Annotated in this window: 16 protein-coding genes; 8 read left to right on the top strand and 8 right to left on the bottom strand. The window is 63.0% G+C overall.

Annotated features, from left to right (window positions below; genetic code table 11):
• The first annotated feature begins 93 nt into the window (after positions 1-93).
• On the top strand, positions 94-1830 hold the full coding sequence (locus JJ896_06835; GenBank protein MBO6779352.1) for a DUF885 family protein: 1737 nt from the start codon (positions 94-96) through the stop codon (positions 1828-1830).
• Here JJ896_06835 and JJ896_06830 read toward each other — a convergent pair.
• From JJ896_06830 to JJ896_06820, 3 genes are read right to left on the bottom strand one after another with little or no spacing between them, the layout of a single operon-like run.
• Positions 1820-2947 carry a PD40 domain-containing protein gene (locus JJ896_06830; GenBank protein ID MBO6779351.1) on the bottom strand — a complete coding sequence of 376 codons (1128 nt, stop codon included), beginning with the start codon at positions 2945-2947 and terminating at the stop codon, positions 1820-1822. The genes JJ896_06835 and JJ896_06830 overlap by 11 nt on opposite strands.
• Positions 2940-3434, bottom strand: coding sequence for a YdeI/OmpD-associated family protein (locus JJ896_06825; protein MBO6779350.1), 495 nt, complete (start codon positions 3432-3434; stop codon positions 2940-2942). Before JJ896_06825 ends, JJ896_06830 begins: the two co-directional genes overlap by 8 nt.
• A 6-nt stretch (positions 3435-3440) precedes the next feature.
• Entirely contained in the window at positions 3441-3791 is a 351-nt protein-coding gene (locus JJ896_06820; protein ID MBO6779349.1) for a DUF4260 domain-containing protein, read from the bottom strand.
• A 99-nt stretch (positions 3792-3890) separates the two neighbouring features.
• Between JJ896_06820 and JJ896_06815 the strand changes: the two genes are divergently transcribed.
• A complete protein-coding gene (locus tag JJ896_06815; protein MBO6779348.1) occupies positions 3891-4664 on the top strand; it encodes a creatininase family protein in 774 nt (257 codons plus the stop codon).
• 79 nt (positions 4665-4743) lie between these two features.
• Positions 4744-6591, top strand: coding sequence for an excinuclease ABC subunit C (locus JJ896_06810; GenBank protein MBO6779347.1), 1848 nt, complete (start codon positions 4744-4746; stop codon positions 6589-6591).
• Here the strand turns inward: JJ896_06810 and JJ896_06805 are convergent.
• On the bottom strand, positions 6588-7415 hold the full coding sequence (locus tag JJ896_06805; GenBank protein ID MBO6779346.1) for a tetratricopeptide repeat protein: 828 nt from the start codon (positions 7413-7415) through the stop codon (positions 6588-6590). The two genes, JJ896_06810 and JJ896_06805, sit on opposite strands and share 4 nt — an antisense overlap.
• Before the next feature lie 123 nt (positions 7416-7538).
• Positions 7539-8174 carry a DinB family protein gene (locus JJ896_06800; protein MBO6779345.1) on the bottom strand — a complete coding sequence of 212 codons (636 nt, stop codon included), beginning with the start codon at positions 8172-8174 and terminating at the stop codon, positions 7539-7541.
• Positions 8175-8247: 73 nt separating this feature from the next.
• Here JJ896_06800 and JJ896_06795 point away from each other — a divergent pair, with 73 nt between their 5' ends.
• Entirely contained in the window at positions 8248-8655 is a 408-nt protein-coding gene (locus JJ896_06795) for a hypothetical protein (GenBank protein MBO6779344.1), read from the top strand.
• Here JJ896_06795 and JJ896_06790 read toward each other — a convergent pair.
• Together JJ896_06790 and JJ896_06785 are read right to left on the bottom strand one after the other, a co-directional pair.
• The gene (locus tag JJ896_06790) at positions 8652-10487 is read right to left on the bottom strand and encodes a hypothetical protein (GenBank protein ID MBO6779343.1); all 1836 of its coding nucleotides are present in this window, start codon (positions 10485-10487) and stop codon (positions 8652-8654) included. The two genes, JJ896_06795 and JJ896_06790, sit on opposite strands and share 4 nt — an antisense overlap.
• A 76-nt stretch (positions 10488-10563) precedes the next feature.
• The gene (locus JJ896_06785) at positions 10564-12132 is read right to left on the bottom strand and encodes a PA0069 family radical SAM protein (protein ID MBO6779342.1); all 1569 of its coding nucleotides are present in this window, start codon (positions 12130-12132) and stop codon (positions 10564-10566) included.
• Positions 12133-12215: 83 nt separating this feature from the next.
• Here JJ896_06785 and JJ896_06780 point away from each other — a divergent pair, with 83 nt between their 5' ends.
• The 3 genes from JJ896_06780 (at position 12216) to dnaA (ending at position 14750) form a co-directional block, all read left to right on the top strand.
• The gene (locus tag JJ896_06780; GenBank protein MBO6779341.1) at positions 12216-12590 is read left to right on the top strand and encodes a VOC family protein; all 375 of its coding nucleotides are present in this window, start codon (positions 12216-12218) and stop codon (positions 12588-12590) included.
• Positions 12587-13051 (top strand): peroxiredoxin, encoded by a 465-nt coding sequence (locus JJ896_06775; GenBank protein MBO6779340.1) that lies wholly within the window; start codon positions 12587-12589, stop codon positions 13049-13051. Before JJ896_06780 ends, JJ896_06775 begins: the two co-directional genes overlap by 4 nt.
• Positions 13052-13343: 292 nt before the next feature.
• On the top strand, positions 13344-14750 hold the full coding sequence (gene dnaA / locus JJ896_06770; protein ID MBO6779339.1) for a chromosomal replication initiator protein DnaA: 1407 nt from the start codon (positions 13344-13346) through the stop codon (positions 14748-14750).
• An 86-nt stretch (positions 14751-14836) separates the two neighbouring features.
• Here the strand turns inward: dnaA and JJ896_06765 are convergent, their stop codons facing one another.
• Positions 14837-15796, bottom strand: coding sequence for a hypothetical protein (locus JJ896_06765; protein MBO6779338.1), 960 nt, complete (start codon positions 15794-15796; stop codon positions 14837-14839).
• On the opposite strand from JJ896_06765, the gene JJ896_06760 reads away from it, so the two are divergent.
• On the top strand, positions 15795-16178 hold the full coding sequence (locus JJ896_06760) for a VOC family protein (GenBank protein MBO6779337.1): 384 nt from the start codon (positions 15795-15797) through the stop codon (positions 16176-16178). The genes JJ896_06765 and JJ896_06760 overlap by 2 nt on opposite strands.
• The last annotated feature ends 309 nt before the right edge of the window (positions 16179-16487 follow it).

Raw genomic sequence — 16487 nt, 5'->3', positions numbered from 1 at the left:
GCGGGGCGTAACACCCTGCACGGCGGAGTCGCTACTTTGGCGCCCCGGACCTGGCCAGGTCCGGGGCGCTTTTTGTTTTTGCACCCTGCTGCCATGCCGCGCCTCCTTGCCCTCCTCCTGCTCCTATCTGTGTCATCAGCCGCCAGGGCGCAAGCGCCGGCCCTTCAGGCTACCCCGGACCTGAATGCTCTCGCGGCGTTATCGGAAACCGAGAGCGACCTGCGTCTGGCCCTGGAGCGCTACGGCGCGGACCGCTCTGCCCTGTTGCGGCGGTATGACGTGCCCCTTTCTCCGGTACGCCGGCTCCGCATGACCACGTTCTATCGGGACTGGCTGGAGGCGCTGGATAACACAGCGTTCGCGGCGCTCAATCACGAAGGGCAGGTGGACTACGTGCTGCTCCGCAACCGGCTGGAGTTCGAACTGGAAATGCTCGCCCAGGAATCGGACCTGGTGGGCGCAATGGCACCGCTCCTGCCGTTCGCGCGGGAGCTCGAGCAGCTGCAGGAGGCCCGCCGCGACCGCCAGCCGGTTGAGGCGCGCGCCACAGCAGACCAGTTGCACCGCATCGCGGGCGACGTCCAGGCCGCCGAAGCCGCTCTGGCGGACATGGAGCCCGTCAAGGGTGTGCTCGCAGCACGCGCAGCACGCCACGTGCGTGATCTGGCGCGGCTGGTGCGGGGCTGGTTTGGCTTCCACAACGGCTATGATCCCCTGTTCACCTGGTGGGTGCCAAGACCGCACGAGCGTCTGCAGGAAGCCCTCGCCTCCTACGCATCCGCTGTAGAGTCGCGGTTTATCGGGGATCTGGCTACGGGTCCCGTCATCGGCGACCCCATCGGTGCCGAGGGCCTTGCCGCCCACCTGAAGCACGAGATGATTCCCTATTCGGCCGATGAACTCATCGCGATTGCCGAGGCCGAATTCGCCTGGATGGAAGAGGCGCTTGTGGAGGCGGCGCGGGAGATGGGGTACGGTGACGACTGGCGCGCTGCCCAGGAAGCCGTCAAGAACCTGGCGGTCCCTCCTGGCGAGAAGCCTGGCGTTGTACTCGATCTGGAGCAGCAGTCTATCGATTTCATCAAGGCGCGCGACTGGATCACCCTGCCCCCGCTGGCCCACGAGGTGTGGCGCATGGAAATGATGAGCCCGGAGCGGCAGCGGGTTGCCCCGTTCTTTCTTGGCGGTGAGGTCATCCAGGTGTCGTACCCCACCGATGAGATGGAGCACGATGAGAAGCTGATGAGCATGCGCGGCAACAACCCGCATTTCAACCGGGCCACCGTGCATCATGAGCTCATTCCGGGACACCACCTCCAGGGGTTCATGACCCGCCGGTTTAACGCGCACCGCAGCATGTTCAGCACCCCCTTCTGGGGCGAAGGCTGGGCGCTCTACTGGGAGATGGTACTCTGGGACGCGGGTTTCCCTCGTGGCCCCGAGGACCGCATCGGCATGCTCTTCTGGCGAATGCACCGGGCTGCCCGGATCATTTTCTCACTCAGCTTCCATCTTGAGCGTATGACGCCCCAGGAGGCGGTGGACTTCCTGGTGGGCCGGGTCGGGCACGAGCGTGCGAACGCTGAAGCAGAAGTCCGGCGCAGCTTTGCCGGTAACTACTCCCCGCTCTACCAGGTGGGCTACATGATGGGTGGCATGCAATTCAGGGCCCTGTACCGCGAGATGGTTGACTCGGGCGCCATGACGTCTCGGGAATTCCATGACGCCGTAATGCTGGGCGGCCGCATGCCCGTGGAGATGGTGCGCGCGCGGCTGACCGGGCAGGCGCTCACCCGAAATCACGAAACGGCGTGGCGGTTCATGGACTGATCCGGGCAGCGAGTTCCGGAATGTCCGACAGCGGGACGCGGTAGATGTCAGAAGAGCCCCGGCGGAAGCTGTTGAAGTACAGCCATCCCCCTGACGGGTCCACCCAGGCCCCGTAGTCGAAGGCGAAGGAATTGACCGGAGCGGACAGCCGAGCCGGCGCCCCCCAGCCCGCGCCCTCACGCGGCACGAGAAAGAGATCGTCTTCCTGGGCGCCTTCCAGGCCCGCCGACACGAGAATCAGGTAGCGCTCGGCGGGATCCACAAAGATGTCAGGCTCGCTTGCGTCCGTGTTCAGCGTCGGGCCCAGCCAGGTCACGCCGGACGCATCACCACGGAACACGTCCGAACGACCTGAACCACCTGCCCGGCCGAAACTGGAGAAGTAAACCGCCCCAGAAGTGGCGACTGCCCCGTGGTAGTCGCTCACGGAATCCACGTTTATCGGGTGCGGAAGGGCCGAAACTTCCCCCCAGCCGCCTTGGCTGAGCCGATCCACACGCCACAGGTCCCGCCTGCGAACCGGCTCAGGGTAGGCCGGATTGGGTCGTGAGGAGTCGAACAGCACCCACGAGCCATCCGGAGCAAACCGTGGGGCCGCATCGCCCGGGATCGAGAAGCCGGCGGTGTCCGGCTCCGACCATTCCGTCCCCCGTAGGCTCCGCTCCATGATGACACCTCGTGAGAACAGCATGGTGGCCCCATCGGGCGAGACTGTCGGCCAGGAGTCGTCCGTGTCGGGGGTCGAGAAGAGGGGTTTGAGTTCCACCAGCGCCTCGAGATCGGCGGGCGGAGATCCCGAGCGCCGAGCCCGGATGCCCGCATCGACACCGAAGTACTTGAAGCGCCCCGTCGAGTCCGTGCGCAGCACCAGGAAACCGTTCGATCCCAGCGTGAAATACAGGGAGTCCTGATTCGATTGCCTGAGGCCGAGCGCATAGACCCTGGGCGGATCCGACTGCAGCGTGAGCCTGCCGAACACATCCTCCCCGCTGCCGACCAATTCCAGTAAGCCGGTCTCGGCGCGCGCGAAGTCCGTTACCTCCAGGCTGTAAGTCCCCGAAATGTCCGGCGCGCAGCCGGCGAGCATCAGGGCGATGAGAAATCCGGGGTTACGCATCTGTTTTACGATCTCCTGCCAGGGTGTAGGTGCGCAGCTTGTAACAGATTTCGACGGCCCTTTTCTCTCGGGTAGCCGGGCGCTTCGCGCCGCAGACATGCACGGCCAGGCTGCGCTGCTTCCCGGGCGTCCAGTTGTAGAAGCGCTCTGCGGCCTCCGGATCCTGTTCGAGTGCGGCGATCAGCTCATCGCACAGATCCACGCGATCGGGCTCGGGATCGGGCCACATCTCGACCACCATGGGTTCGCCGACCGCCAGCTTCAGATCGCGCACATAGGTCCTGCCGATCACCAGCCCGAATTCGCCATCCCTGGTGGAGAAAATGGACCTTCTGAGCTCCGTGCCGTTGAGCAGAACGATCACTCGCCGGTGACCGACCGCAATACACGCCTCGGCCACCTCGGGCGGGATCACCACGACATGCGTGATAATGCCCGTGTCCTGGCGTTCGATGGTCGTTGCGAAAACGTGGGGCTCGGTGGGCATTCCCAATCAGGAAAGATGGGTGTTCTTGAACGCATCGCTGCTCTTGAGGCCATAGCCGAGAATGCGATCCAACCCAATGTGGGCCACCCAGATCAAAGCGAGGGGGTCGGCCAGGCTCCATTCCAGAGAGGACCCGACCGCCCAGAAGAGAACCACGGTCGTGTAGGAATGACCCACATTGTAGAGGATCGCCCCCGTTCGAGGATTTCGAAGGTACCCGAGCATGGAGAGATCGGGGGTCAGAAGGAGCAGCGCGAACATCAGCCAACTCGAGCCGGAGTCCGCGTAAAGAACGACGGCGATTGCCAGGGCCACGAGACCCTCGAGTCGCAACCAGTTCACCTGCTGTCGTTCCATGGTCGGGACTGGGCGCCAGCCCGGAGTTGTACCTCGGTAACCTCCGGAACGGCAGGCTCAATTACCATTCCGTTGACCTCATCGCGTAGCTTCGCGGCCATGACACCTCGTCCCTACATCCTCGCTGAAACCACCTGGGCAGACGTGCGCGGGACGGAGTTCGAAGCAGCCATTCTTCCATGGGGAGCGACCGAGGCCCACAACTACCATCTGCCGTACAGCACGGACACCATCCAGTGTGACCACATTGCCGCTGAGGTCGCTGCCCGGGCCTGGGCGGCCGGAACGAAGACCATCGTTCTTCCGACGGTGCCCTTCGGCGTGCAAACCGGACAGCTGGACATTCCCCTGTGCCTCAACATGAACCCCAGCACGCAGTTTGCGCTGCTCCGGGACCTCGCCCGCACGCTGGACGGCAACGGGATTCCGCGGCTGGTGGTGCTCAACGGCCACGGCGGCAACAGCTTCAAGCAGATGATCCGGGAGCTGCAGCCAGAGGTAGAGACATTCCTCTGTGCTGTGGACTGGTACCGTGTGGTGCCTGGTGAGCCGTATTTCGTGGAGCCGGGCGACCACGCCGGTGAAATGGAGACCAGTCTTATGATGGTGGCGGCGCCGGAATTGGTGCGGCCTCTGTCCGAAGCTGGCTCGGGGGCGGAGCGGCGGCCTGTGATAGATGCCATGCAAAAAGGCTGGGCATGGGCGCCCCGCCCCTGGACACGCATCTCGGAGGACACGGGAGTCGGTAACCCGCAACACGCCTCCGCGGAGCGCGGAGAGGCCTATTTGGACGCCGTTTGCAGGGACATTGCCGCGTTCGTCACGGAGCTGTGTGGGACGCCGCGCGACAAGTTGTACGCAGACCGACCCTGAAGAGCCTCGCCGCGACCGTCGAGCGTGCCGCTGACCCCATCGCCCGAATCTTTGGTCAGGGCCAACCGTTTCCCGCCCGATGGATGACATCCTGCGCGAGAAACTGGCCAACCTGCCCCGAAAGCCCGGGGTGTATCAGCACAAGGATGCCGACGGCAAGGTGCTGTATGTGGGCAAGGCCAAGAACCTGCGCAACCGCGTCAATTCGTACTTCAAGGCTGGTGGACAGAGCGAAGGCAGACTTCGCGCGCTGGTGCGCAAGGTCGCCGACGTGGACGTGATTGTGACCGACACCGAGCCGGAAGCGCTGATCCTGGAGAACAACCTGATCAAGCGATTTCGGCCCCGGTACAACGTCAACCTGAAGGACGACAAGTCCTACCCGTACATCGTCATCAAGAAGGAGCCGTTTCCGCGGGTTTTCCCGACTCGGCGTGTGCGCAAGGACGGTTCGCGCTACTTCGGCCCATATGCCGACGTGAAGGGCATGCGGCTCATGCTGGATACGATCCGCTCCATTTTCCAACTGCGCACATGCTCGTTGAACCTGAGGCCGGAGCCGATTGCAGCCGGCAAGTATTCCCTGTGCCTGCAGTACCACATCAAGAAGTGCGCGGGGCCGTGCGTCGGCCTGCAACAGGAGGATGACTACGACAACACCATCCGACAGGTAGAGCAACTGCTCAATGGCAAAACCGGCAGCCTCATTCGACTTCTGAAGGATGAGATGAAGGACCAGGCGGCAGCGATGAACTTCGAGATCGCCGCCGACCTGCGGAATCGCATACGGGCACTGGAAAAGTATGCCGAGCGACAGAAGGTGGTCAGCCTGGAGGAGGTCGACCGGGACCTGTTTGCGCTGTCGGTGGACCGGGAGGAAGCGATTGCGGCGGCCGCCATGTTTCAGGTACGGGACGGCAAAATTGTGGGCAGTCGGCAGCAGTATCTCAACCGCATCGAAGAAGAGTCGGATGCCGCCCTCATGCAGATGGTGGTGGAGCGGTACTACACGGAGGCCACCTTCTACCCGGACGAGGTCTTCCTGGACACGCCCCTCGAGGATCCGGACACGCTGGCTTCGTTCCTGCGGGAGCAGAAGGGACGCAATGTGGTGCTGCACGAACCCAAGCGGGGCGACAAGGCGGCACTGGTCCGCATGGTGACGTCCAACGCGGCCCTGCTCCTGGAGGAGTTCAGGCAGCAGCGGGTCCGTCAGGGTGAAGGCCGCATCCCGCATGCCGTGCGGCAGCTACAGGATGACCTGAAACTGCCACAGCCTCCGCGACGCATTGAATGCTTCGACGTGTCCCACCTCGGCGGCACCGGTGTGGTGGCTAGTTGCGTCGTGTTCGTGGACGGAAAGCCCCGCAAGTCAGAGTATCGTTCGTTCAAGGTGCGCAGCGTGGGCGGCGGACGCTCAGACGACTTCGCGTCCATGGAGGAAGTTGTGCGGCGACGCTATACCCGGCGTATCGAGGAGAACGGCACACTGCCTGATCTTCTGGTCATCGACGGTGGCAAAGGCCAGTTGTCGTCCGCCGTTTCCGGGCTCGAGGATGCCGGCGTCTATGGACGTTTCCCGGTTGTGGGCCTGGCGAAGCGCCTGGAGGAGGTATTCTTCCCGGGCGATGGGGAGTCTGTGTTCGTGCCGAGAGCCAGCGCATCCCTGCAACTGCTGCAGCGCGCACGCAATGAGGCCCACCGGTTTGCGGTCCGGCTGCAGCGCAAGCAGCGCAAGCGCGAGTTGCGCACCGAGCTCACGGACGTGCCCGGTATAGGTGAACGAACAGCGCGAAAGCTCATCGAGCAGTTCGGCTCCGTAAAGGGCGTGCGGGCTGCGGAGGAAGAGGAGCTTCGGGACGCAGTCGGACCAAAGACGCTGGAGAAGCTGCAGGCCTGGTTTCAGGCCAATGACGAACTGGTTTAGTCCGTCGCGTCGGGTTCGTCTTCGAGGCGCATCAGGCGCTCCTTTACGTCTCGGAATTCGAGATCCTTGGCATAGACGCGCTTGAACGCGGCGACTGCCTCGTCCGTGTCGCCGGCCTTTTCGTGCAGCACGCCCAGCCGGTACACGACGTCCACCAACTCGTCCGTAAGTCGCCGCTTGTGGATGGGGGTCTGCTTCAGCGTGTCGATGGCCAGGTCAAGTTTGCCCACGGCCTCGAAGGCTTCGGCCAGACCAGTGATGGATTCGATGGTATAGGGGTCTGCGTCGAAGCGGCGTTGCGCGTGATGCAGGGCACCCTCCGGGTTCTCGAGTTCGAGGTAGGCACGCGAGAGGGCACCTTCTACCTCGGGTAGACCCGGGGCACGGCGCGCCACGATCTCCAGTGCTTCCACGGCCTCCTCGTGGCGCCCCTGCCGGGCAAGGAGAAGCCCAAGCCAATACAGGGCGTCTGCATTTTGCGGATTCAGCAGGTGTGCGTCCTGCAGCTTCTTGAGGGCGACGCCGGGTTCGCCCTTTTCCAGCAGACGCACAGCCTTCTGCACGAGCCGCATCGACTTCTGGGGCCGCCGACTCCGGTGCACGATCCAGGCCACGAAGTAGATGGGCCAGGTGGGCGGGAAGACGGCCGGCACGTAAGGCAGCGCACGAATAACCGGGTGCCTTTTCTTGGGACCCACTGTGGTCAGCGCCCTGTTTGAGGGCCTGCTGGCGACCACCATGCTGCGGCTCGGCAGCAAGTTGGTTTTCTGCAGTCGGTCTCGTGTGGAGATCTCCACCGGGGCGGGAAGGGCGAATTGGGCCATCGTGAACGTCAGGGCAAGGTAGCCCTCATCGCTACGGGGTCCGAGGCGGAATGTTGGGCACCGGCACAAAAAAGCCCCGGCCGTGCTACGACGACCGGGGCTTGCGCGTGGTCCTCGACGGCGCTACTCGGAAGCGGGATAGTCTGCGTGAGCCTTGACCTCAGCGGCCTGGGCAAGATGCCGGTCCGCGTGCGCCTTGACAAAAAGCATCCACTGGTGGCCATCCAGGGTGGCGCCGATCGGATGCTCCATCTGGTGATCACGAAGGGCCTCACCGTTCTCCTCAGCGATGGCAATCATCTCATCTCGGGCCGACGTGAAGGCCGCGACGGCTTCCTCGGGAGTTGCGTAGATGCCTTGAGGCTGAACGCCCTCCGGAGCCTGAAAACGTTGAGTGCGGTCTCCCAGCAGCATCGTGATGAAGCCGTCCAGCGAGTCCGGATTGGCCTGTCGTTCGGTCGGCTCGGTGGCCAGCACACCGTCTCGTACACCGGCGAGAGACTGTTTCTCCGTCTTGATCAGGTGCTCGGCGATCTGCGAGAGGCTCCATCGGCCGTCTTCTTCCTGGAAGGCCCACTGATCTGCGCTCAGGCCGGACATGGCCTCCACGAATCGGGCCTTGTTGGCCATAAGCTCCGCAGCGATGATGTTGGTGGGCTCTTCAGCCGTGATTTCGGCCTCTGGGGCCTCCGAATCGTTGCCCGCGCAGCCTGCGGTCAGCAGGGCTATGGCAAGCAGGGGGAGAGTTTTGCGGTACATGGGCTCTGTTTGGGGGGGTTGTTTGGGGAGCTGAGCCAGGGGATATCTTGCGATCAGTATACCCCCGATCGCCATGAGCGGCATTTCAGGAACCCCCCTTTACAAGAAGTTGGGATACAAACCCGGCTTCGTGGCGCACGTGGCTCAGCCACCCGATCACTACAGGCGGTTGCTGGCGGATATGCCGGAAGGTGTACGGTTCGTACAGCACCCGGAGGCCGGCTCCCTCGACCTGGGCCACCTGTTCGTAATGGAGCGCGCCGAACTTGCACGGTTGCTGCCGATCTTCCGGGCCCTGATCAAACCAGCGGGCATGATCTGGGTCTCCTGGCCAAAAAAGGCCTCCAGGGTACCGACGGACATGAGCGAGGACGCAGTTCGAGCCGAGGCATTCCCGCTGGACCTTGTGGACGTCAAGGTGTGCGCGGTGGATTCGGTCTGGTCCGGACTGAAGGTGGTCATCCGGAAGGAGAAGCGTTAACGGCGAGTTCCAAATCCGGAGCGATGCCGACCGGTCGGCGCGGGCTGTTTGGGAGGCCGCGGCAGAAGAAGCGTGAACGTGGATCCGATCCCCTGAGAACTCTCGACCGTAAGCGTTCCACCCATCAGGTTGGTCAGTCTGTCGGCCAGCGCCAGTCCCAGCCCGCTCCCTTCGTGGGTGCGATCCATACCCGACGACTCCTGCTGAAAGGCGTCAAACGCCGCAGGCTGGAATCCGGGACTGATCCCGATTCCTGTATCGTGCACGCGGATCATGGTCGCCTGTCGAGTGGCGCTCACGATGAGCCTGATGGATCCTGACTCGGTGAACTTCACGGCGTTGTCCACCAGGCAGTGCAGCACCCGGCGGGTCCAGCCCTCGTCCGCGAATACCGGCACCTCGTCCTCATCGGCATCCACAGAGAACACCAGACCCTTGGCCGTTGCGGCGCGCTCAAAGACGGAGGCAACCTCCCTGGCGCACGCGACCACATCGAACGGAACCGCCTCAAACGTCAGCACATCACTCTCGATCTGCGCGAGATCGATTACCGAGTCAAGTGTATTGAACAGTCGCTCGCCGCTGATTTCAATCATGTTGGCCATCTCGCGCAGATCGCCGCCCACTTCCTCCTGGAGCACGGACGCAATGCCCATGATCCCCGCAAGCGGCGTGCGCACCTCGTGGCTCATGTTGGTTAGCAAGGCGTTCTGCAGCTGCTCGGACTTTTCGGCCCGCTCCTTGGCCCGGACCAGTTCCCGTTCGTAGCGCCTCTGCCTGAGGGCAAGCGCCAGCATGTCCGCCACTTCATGGGCGATGGCCTCTGCGTCGGCATCAAACGCTCGGGCTGTCGGTGCACCCAGGTCCAGAAGCCCGAGATTTGCTCCGTCCACCTCCAGAGGAACCCGCAGGCGTGAAGGGATCGGCTCGGCACCCTCGGCGAGTCCGTAGATGACCGCATCGCCCGCAGGTTTGCGCGGATGCCCGAGCACATCCCTGGGAATGCGCCGCCCGGACCCCATCTCGGCTTCGCCGTGAAGTCTCACCGCCAGGACACGGGCATAGTTGCCCTCGTCGTCGTATTCGAGAATCGCGGACCGCGTGCTCTGCACGAGTATGCCAAGACGGACCAGCGCGGCCACCGCGATCTCTTCCGCGGTCGAGGCCGACAGCACCGAGCGGCCGATGGTATGCAGAATGCGGGTGCGCTGGGCTGCCCTTCGCAATGTCACCAGGGACTGGCTCTCGTAAAGCCAACCCAGAAAGGCCGCGAGAATGCATCCGGAGATAAGCGCCAGAAATCTCGTCGCCTCCACCTGCTCCGATGAAAACGAAGGTTCGGCCTGCAGGCCCGCCTGCTTCAGCACGTAAAGCAGTGCAACCTCTGCGACAGTCACCGAGGCAAGCGCCACGGCCGCTCGGGGACCTACAAGGAAGGCAGCCAACAGCGGCACGGCTGGAATCCAGATCAGCACCGCAGCATCGAATCCGTTGCCGAGGTAGGCCACTATGCCGACCAGTAGCGCAAACTCTGCGCAGAGCAGAGTGCCCGCCAGCACCCGGGAGCCGGTCCTCCGCAAGACCAGGGGCAGTGCCGTCGCCGCGAAGGCGCCGCCCAACAACAACACAGCGATCGGGCCGAATGCGCCTTGCTGGGTTGCCGCCACGAGTCCGAAGAATGCAGCGAACAATGCCAACCCGAACGAGCATACGACCACCAGCCGCATGCGCAGCCGAACGTCCGGCTGCACGACGCCTCTCGGCAGGAAGGCGTCAATCCATCCAAGAAGGAGAGCTGTAAACCGTGCGCGGACGGGCGCAGGGGCGGTCATGGTCAGGGGAGTTCGAGGAAGGTGCTCGTGGTCTCGTTATCGGCTGTTGCCCCACAATCCTGAACCCCCGAAGGTCTCAGAATAGCTCGCCTTGCCTCCTCCTGAAGTGTCCGGCGTTCAACGGCGGCCCCTGACGGTCGAACCCCAGCCGGTCCGTTGTCATCCTGAACAGACGGCTGAAGAGTTCGGCCCACTGTCCTGTCCCCCGCATGCGCACGCCAAAGTCGGAGTGGTTGAGCTTGCCCTCTCGAAGCGACCGCACACGATTGATCACCTTGGCAGCACGATCCGGATACTCACGCTTGAGCCATTCCTCGAACAGGTGACTGACCGTGCCGGGCAACCTGACCACGATATACGCCGCACGCTGCGCGCCGGCCTCCCGCGCGGCTTCGAGGATGGCCGGCATCTCCTCGTCTGTCAGCCCCGGAATGACCGGAGCCACCATGACTCCGGTGGGCACGCCCGCTTCGCTCAGTGCGCGAATGGCCTCCAGTCTTCGCCCAACGCGTGAGGTTCTGGGCTCCATCTTGCCGGTCACCTCATCTTTCAGGCTGGTGATGGACACAAAGACGCTGGCGGCACCCAGGGACGCCAGGTCGCCAAGCAGATCGAGATCGCGCGTGACCAGGTGGTTCTTGGTGATAATGGCCACCGGGTTACGATAGTCGTGGAATACTTCGAGGCAGCGCCGGGTCAACTTGAGCTTGCGCTCGACAGGTTGGTAGGCATCGGTATTGCCGGACAGCGCCACCACCTGCGGCTGCCACGACGGGCGCTCGAAGGTCTCTGCCAGCAGTCGTGGTGCGTCGTGTTTCACGACGATGCGGGATTCAAAGTCCAGGCCCGCAGAGAACCCCAGGTATTCGTGGGAGGGGCGCGCGTAGCAGTTGTGACTGACCAGGCCGTTCGCAATGAAGTCTGAAGTGCCTGTCGTGATGTCAACAAGGTCCCTCTCACCGACCGGGGTGATCGACACGACCCGCAGGTCGTCGGTCGTCTTCAGGGCTTTGCCTGCGATAGAGCGTTTCCTGTAGATGGCGGGGTCGCCCATTGGACGTGGTAGTTCGCCAACCCCCATCAGCCGATTATTCGTCGTCAGATATGGCCGCCGACCGGGACCAGCCATCGCGCCCGTCACATACTTCCAGCCGCGTTCGGTCAGGAACCGGTGGTCGCCACTGGCTACGATGGACGTTCCGTCGGCCAGGCCTACCTCGTAGGCCGGCTTTCGTGTCCACCAATGAGCAAATACCCGGGTGTTCACGAAACGTCGATAGGCCCCCACCTTTTGGGTCCCAACGATCTCATCGCCGGGCACTAGATCTGCGATGGCCTTTGCTGAGGAATCGGCCATGAGTACCGGCGTGCCGGGATCGAGGCAGTACACGCAGCCATGCTCGCAGCCTCGATAAGGATTCAGCGAGTACCGGAACGGCACATCCGGACTTGAATTCTCAGACAGCACCGACCGGGAGGCGTCCGTCAGGTACTGCGTGGGCACAGTGCGCAGTTCGCCCTCCTCCAACTCCGACGGGTCCAACTCCACCGAGAGTCTGTCGAACCGGTTGGCGGGATTGATTCCGGCGCCCCGCCCGCGTCGATGATGCTTGAGGTCTGCCACCCGCATTTCACCTTGCAGCATCGCACATGTTTCTGCACATATGTTTGCGGTTTGCGCAACCTTGGCCTCCCCGTGTCTGCAGCGTTCTCTATTTTCCCGGCCCCATGAAAGGCCTCATCCCCTCCTTCCCGGTCTCGGACATCAACCGCTCGGTTGAGTTCTACCAGCAGGTGCTGGGATTTGAGCTGGTCCGCATAACGGGCAAGGATGATGTCACCCGCGCCTTCCTGCGCGCCGGCGAACTGCGCATCGTGCTCAGATCCGTGTCGGGGGACTCCCTGGTCGATTACCGGCAGGCTCCGCTCGATGACCGGATCATCCTTCACATCCCGATTGCCGATGTTCGGGGTCTGTACAATCGCATACAGGGCACCGTGCCTCTCGTGCGAGATCTCGAACCCCGTCTGTTCGGACTGTTCGAGTTCACCATCGAGGACATGGACGGTATCCTGCTGACGTTTTCCGAACTGAAATCATGAGTAGCACTCCAGAAATCGGGGCCCCCGCTCCGCCCTTTGCCGGCCCCACGCAGGACGGTCATGTTTCTTCCGATGAGCTGCGCGGCAAGAAAGTGGCGCTCTACTTCTACCCGCGGGACAACACTCCGGGATGCACCAAGCAAGCCTGCAATCTGCGCGACAATTTTGAGGCGCTTCAGGACGCCGGAGTGGTCATCGTGGGCGTCTCCGACGACCCCGCCGCCAAGCACGCGAAGTTCGCCGAGAAGTTTGACCTGCCTTTCCCGCTGATCGCCGACACCGAGCACGAGGTTCTCAATGCGTACGGGGCGCGGCGCGAAAAGAACATGTACGGAAAGAAGTACATGGGAACCGTTCGCAGCACGTATCTGATTGATGAGAGCGGCACGCTGGTGGACATCATCAAAAAGCCCAAGGTGGGCAATCACGCCGCAGAAATCATGGAGCGGTTCGGCCTCTGACCTCCGTGCCGATCACGTGTGGATAACGCTGGCACGGTGCGGGAAGGGTGCCGCCCACGGAGTCGGGCATGCTTTCGGAAGCGTGCTATTTCGCAATCAGCCCGGTAGGCCCCCAGAGCAACTGCTCCACACGATTTTGATGGTGGTTTTTTTCCACACGAGCGTCTGTGGAAAGGAGGGGATTCTGGGTGGATAAGTAGCCGCCTGGAAGGTTGAAGTGGGTCGGGCGGACAACCTACCATGGTCGGGTTCGCCCCTCCCCTTTTATTCTCTTCAACCCACCTTAGCCCGCATGACGTCAGCGTCCGTCTCGCTCTGGGAACAGTGCAAGGACTCGCTACAACGCGCCGTGCCGGCTCAGCCGTTCAATACCTGGATAAGACCGGTAGAGCTACTGGATTTTGAAACGGATTCCGACTCACCCAGCGTGACACTCGGAGTCCCCGATGACTTCCATCGCACGTGGGTTTCCCGCCACTACTCCGACCTGTTGCGGGAAGCCATTGCCGACATCGACGGCCGATCCCCCGAGATCCATTTCAGGGTCCTGGGGCCTGGACATCAGAGTTCGCCCGACTCAGGCAATTCCGCTTCAAAGCCACCCGAAACCACCCCCGCGCCAGAGATACCTTCTCAAAGGCCCGGGCCGGCGAAGGCGCCGCCGGCCCGCCCCGCTACGCTCAACCCTGCCTATACCTTCGACGACTTCATCGAGGCCGACTGCAACCGGCTTGCCCGGAGTGCAGGGCTCGCAGTCGCCGAACGTCCCGGAGCAACCAGTTTCAACCCCTTCCTGATCTACGGGAAGGTGGGCCTGGGCAAAACCCACCTGGCCCATGCCATCGGTAACCTGGCAGCCGATGCGCACCCGGAGCTGAACGTGCTCTACCTCACGAGCGAGGCATTCACCAACTGCTTTGTTCACGCCGTCCAGCACAACATGCTGGGCGAGTTTGCCCGGTCATTCCGGGAGATCGACGTCCTGATCGTTGACGACATCCAGTTCTTCAGCGGTAAGGAGAAGACCCAGGAGCAGTTCTTCCATCTGTTCAACGACCTCCACCAGGGCGGAGCCCAGATCGTGCTGTGCGCGGATCGGCCCCCGTCCGAGATCAAGGGCGTTGAGGAACGACTGCTTTCTCGATTCCGATGGGGTCTCAGTGCCGACGTACAGCCGCCGGACTTTGAAACCCGCATCGCAATCCTGCAACGTGGTGCAAATCGCCACGGCCTGGATCTCCCGTTTGAAATCATCGAGTACATAGCCGCCAACGTCACGGACAACATCCGTGTCCTGGAAGGTTCGCTCAACCGCATCCTGGCCTCCCGGCACATAGACGACTCCCCACTGACCCTGGAGGTCGTCCAGCCGCTGCTGTCTGATGTGATCTCCACGTCCAAACGGCGCACGCCGTCAGCGGCGGAGATCCGGGACACGGTAGCCGAAGCCTACGGCATGACGGTCGAGCAGCTCATCGGAAAGAGCCGCAAGCGGCCCATTGTCGATGCGCGCCACGTGGCCATGCACTTCTGCAAACAGATGACCTCCCTGTCGCTTGAGGCGATCGGCCGCCGGTTCGGTGGCCGGGATCACTCCACGGTGATCCACGCCTGTCGAGCCGTGCAGGCCCGGATCGACACGGATCCCGCATTCGTTGTCGAACTGGACCGACTCGAACGCAGATTGCGTCCAGCGTGAGCAAACACACGAAAGGCCGGCTTCCTGGGGAGCCGGCCTTTTTTGTTGGCGGCTTTAGCCGCGCCGTTGCGCCAATGCGGGCCAGCCTAGCTCTCTCCGGGGCGCATGCGCTGCTCCCACGCGTCCAGATCTCTGGGCCAATCATCCTTGAGCAGTCGTGACAGCGAGCGGTCTTTCAGAACGCGTCCTTCGGTCTGGCAGGTGGCGCAATAGTTCGTCTCCGTTTCGGCATAGACGATCTTCTGAATGGCGCTCCCGCATTGCGGGCACGGCTCGCCGGCCTTGCCGTGAGCGGCCATCTCCGGACGAAAGGCGGTGATCCTGGGCCAGCCGTCGCCGGCCTGCTCCTGGATGCGCTGCGTCCACTCCTCGAAAACAGACAGGCACGCCGCCCGGAGGCGCTCCGCCTCTTCATCGCTCAGGGAATCCGTGCGCTTCATGGGAGAAAGCCTCGCCCTCAGCATGATCTCGTCCGCATACGCGGATCCGATCCCGGACAGAATGTGGGGATCGGTCAGTCCACGCTTCAAGGTGTGTCGATGCGAGCGAAGCCTGTCCGCAAACGCGCCGGCCGAAAGCGTGGCGATTTCGAGTCCTCCTGGGTCCAGCGCGCCAAGGGCCTGAGCGCCCTCGGCCACGTGAATCGACGCGCGCCGTTTGTGGCCGGCCTCCGTGAAGAGCAGCGTGCCGTGCTCAAAGTCAATTGCACAGAGGCCAATCCTGCCCGGCAGCCCGGCTCCTGGCTTTCCCCACTTCAAGCGGCCTGCTTTCATGAGGTGCATGACCACAAAACGAGTCGGCTCGAAGGCCTCGAACTCCATGACGACCCGCTTGCCCAGACGCCGCAGCCCGGAAGGGGCGTGGCCCTCGATCTCCCGGAACGGCGGTTCAAATGTGCGCACCAGGAACGGACTCTTCAGTCTGATGCGCTGGATCGCATGCCCAACCACGTCGCGCCTGAGCACATGCAGGTAGGCTTCTATGTCCGGGAGTTCGGGGATAGCGGTACTGGACGTACTTTGGTGCAAACGTACAACCGCGCCCATGCCTGAGAAACCCGCACCTGGAACCGTTACCTGGTTTGACCTGACCGTAAAGGACGCGCCACGCATTCGGGACTTCTACAGCAAGGTCGTCGGATGGAAGCCGGAGCCTGTCAAGATGGGCGACTATGAGGACTACACCATGACGGTGCCCTCGACCGGAGACCCGGCAACGGGCGTCTGCCACGCCCGGGGCGGCAACGCCGACCTCCCCCCCTACTGGATGATCTACGTGAATGTGGAAGACCTGGACCTGTCCATGGCAGCCACTCGCGGAGGCGGCGGCAAGGTGATCTCCGGTCCCAAAGAGATGGCAGGGCATGGGCGATATTGTGTCATCCAGGATCCGGCGGGCGCGGTAATTGCACTGTTTGAGCCAGCCTAGGGTGCACCTGGAGGTCCCTGTCTTCGGGGCTCGCCTGACGACCTGAATCGGCACGTGCCCCCCTCTGGACGGTTTTTCCGTTCGCGCGTCGGACTTTCCCACCTGGATCGCCTTTTTTACCGCCTGAGGGGCCCGGCAGACATAAAACTGCCTTGGCCCGTTGTTTGGACTCAGGCTGGCTGCCAGAACACCGCGTCCCGCCGCGTGGCTCCGTAAAGCCGCAACGTGGTGACGCCGAAAGAGAGCCCGGCCCCGTAAGGCCGGGTTTTCTTTTTGCCTGCTTTTTTCGGGCGATGGAGTAGCGGCAAG

This window comes from Rhodothermales bacterium, assembly GCA_017643395.1.
Lineage (GTDB): Bacteria > Bacteroidota > Rhodothermia > Rhodothermales > UBA10348 > JABDJZ01.
This window is presented reverse-complemented; position numbering and strand designations above follow the sequence as displayed.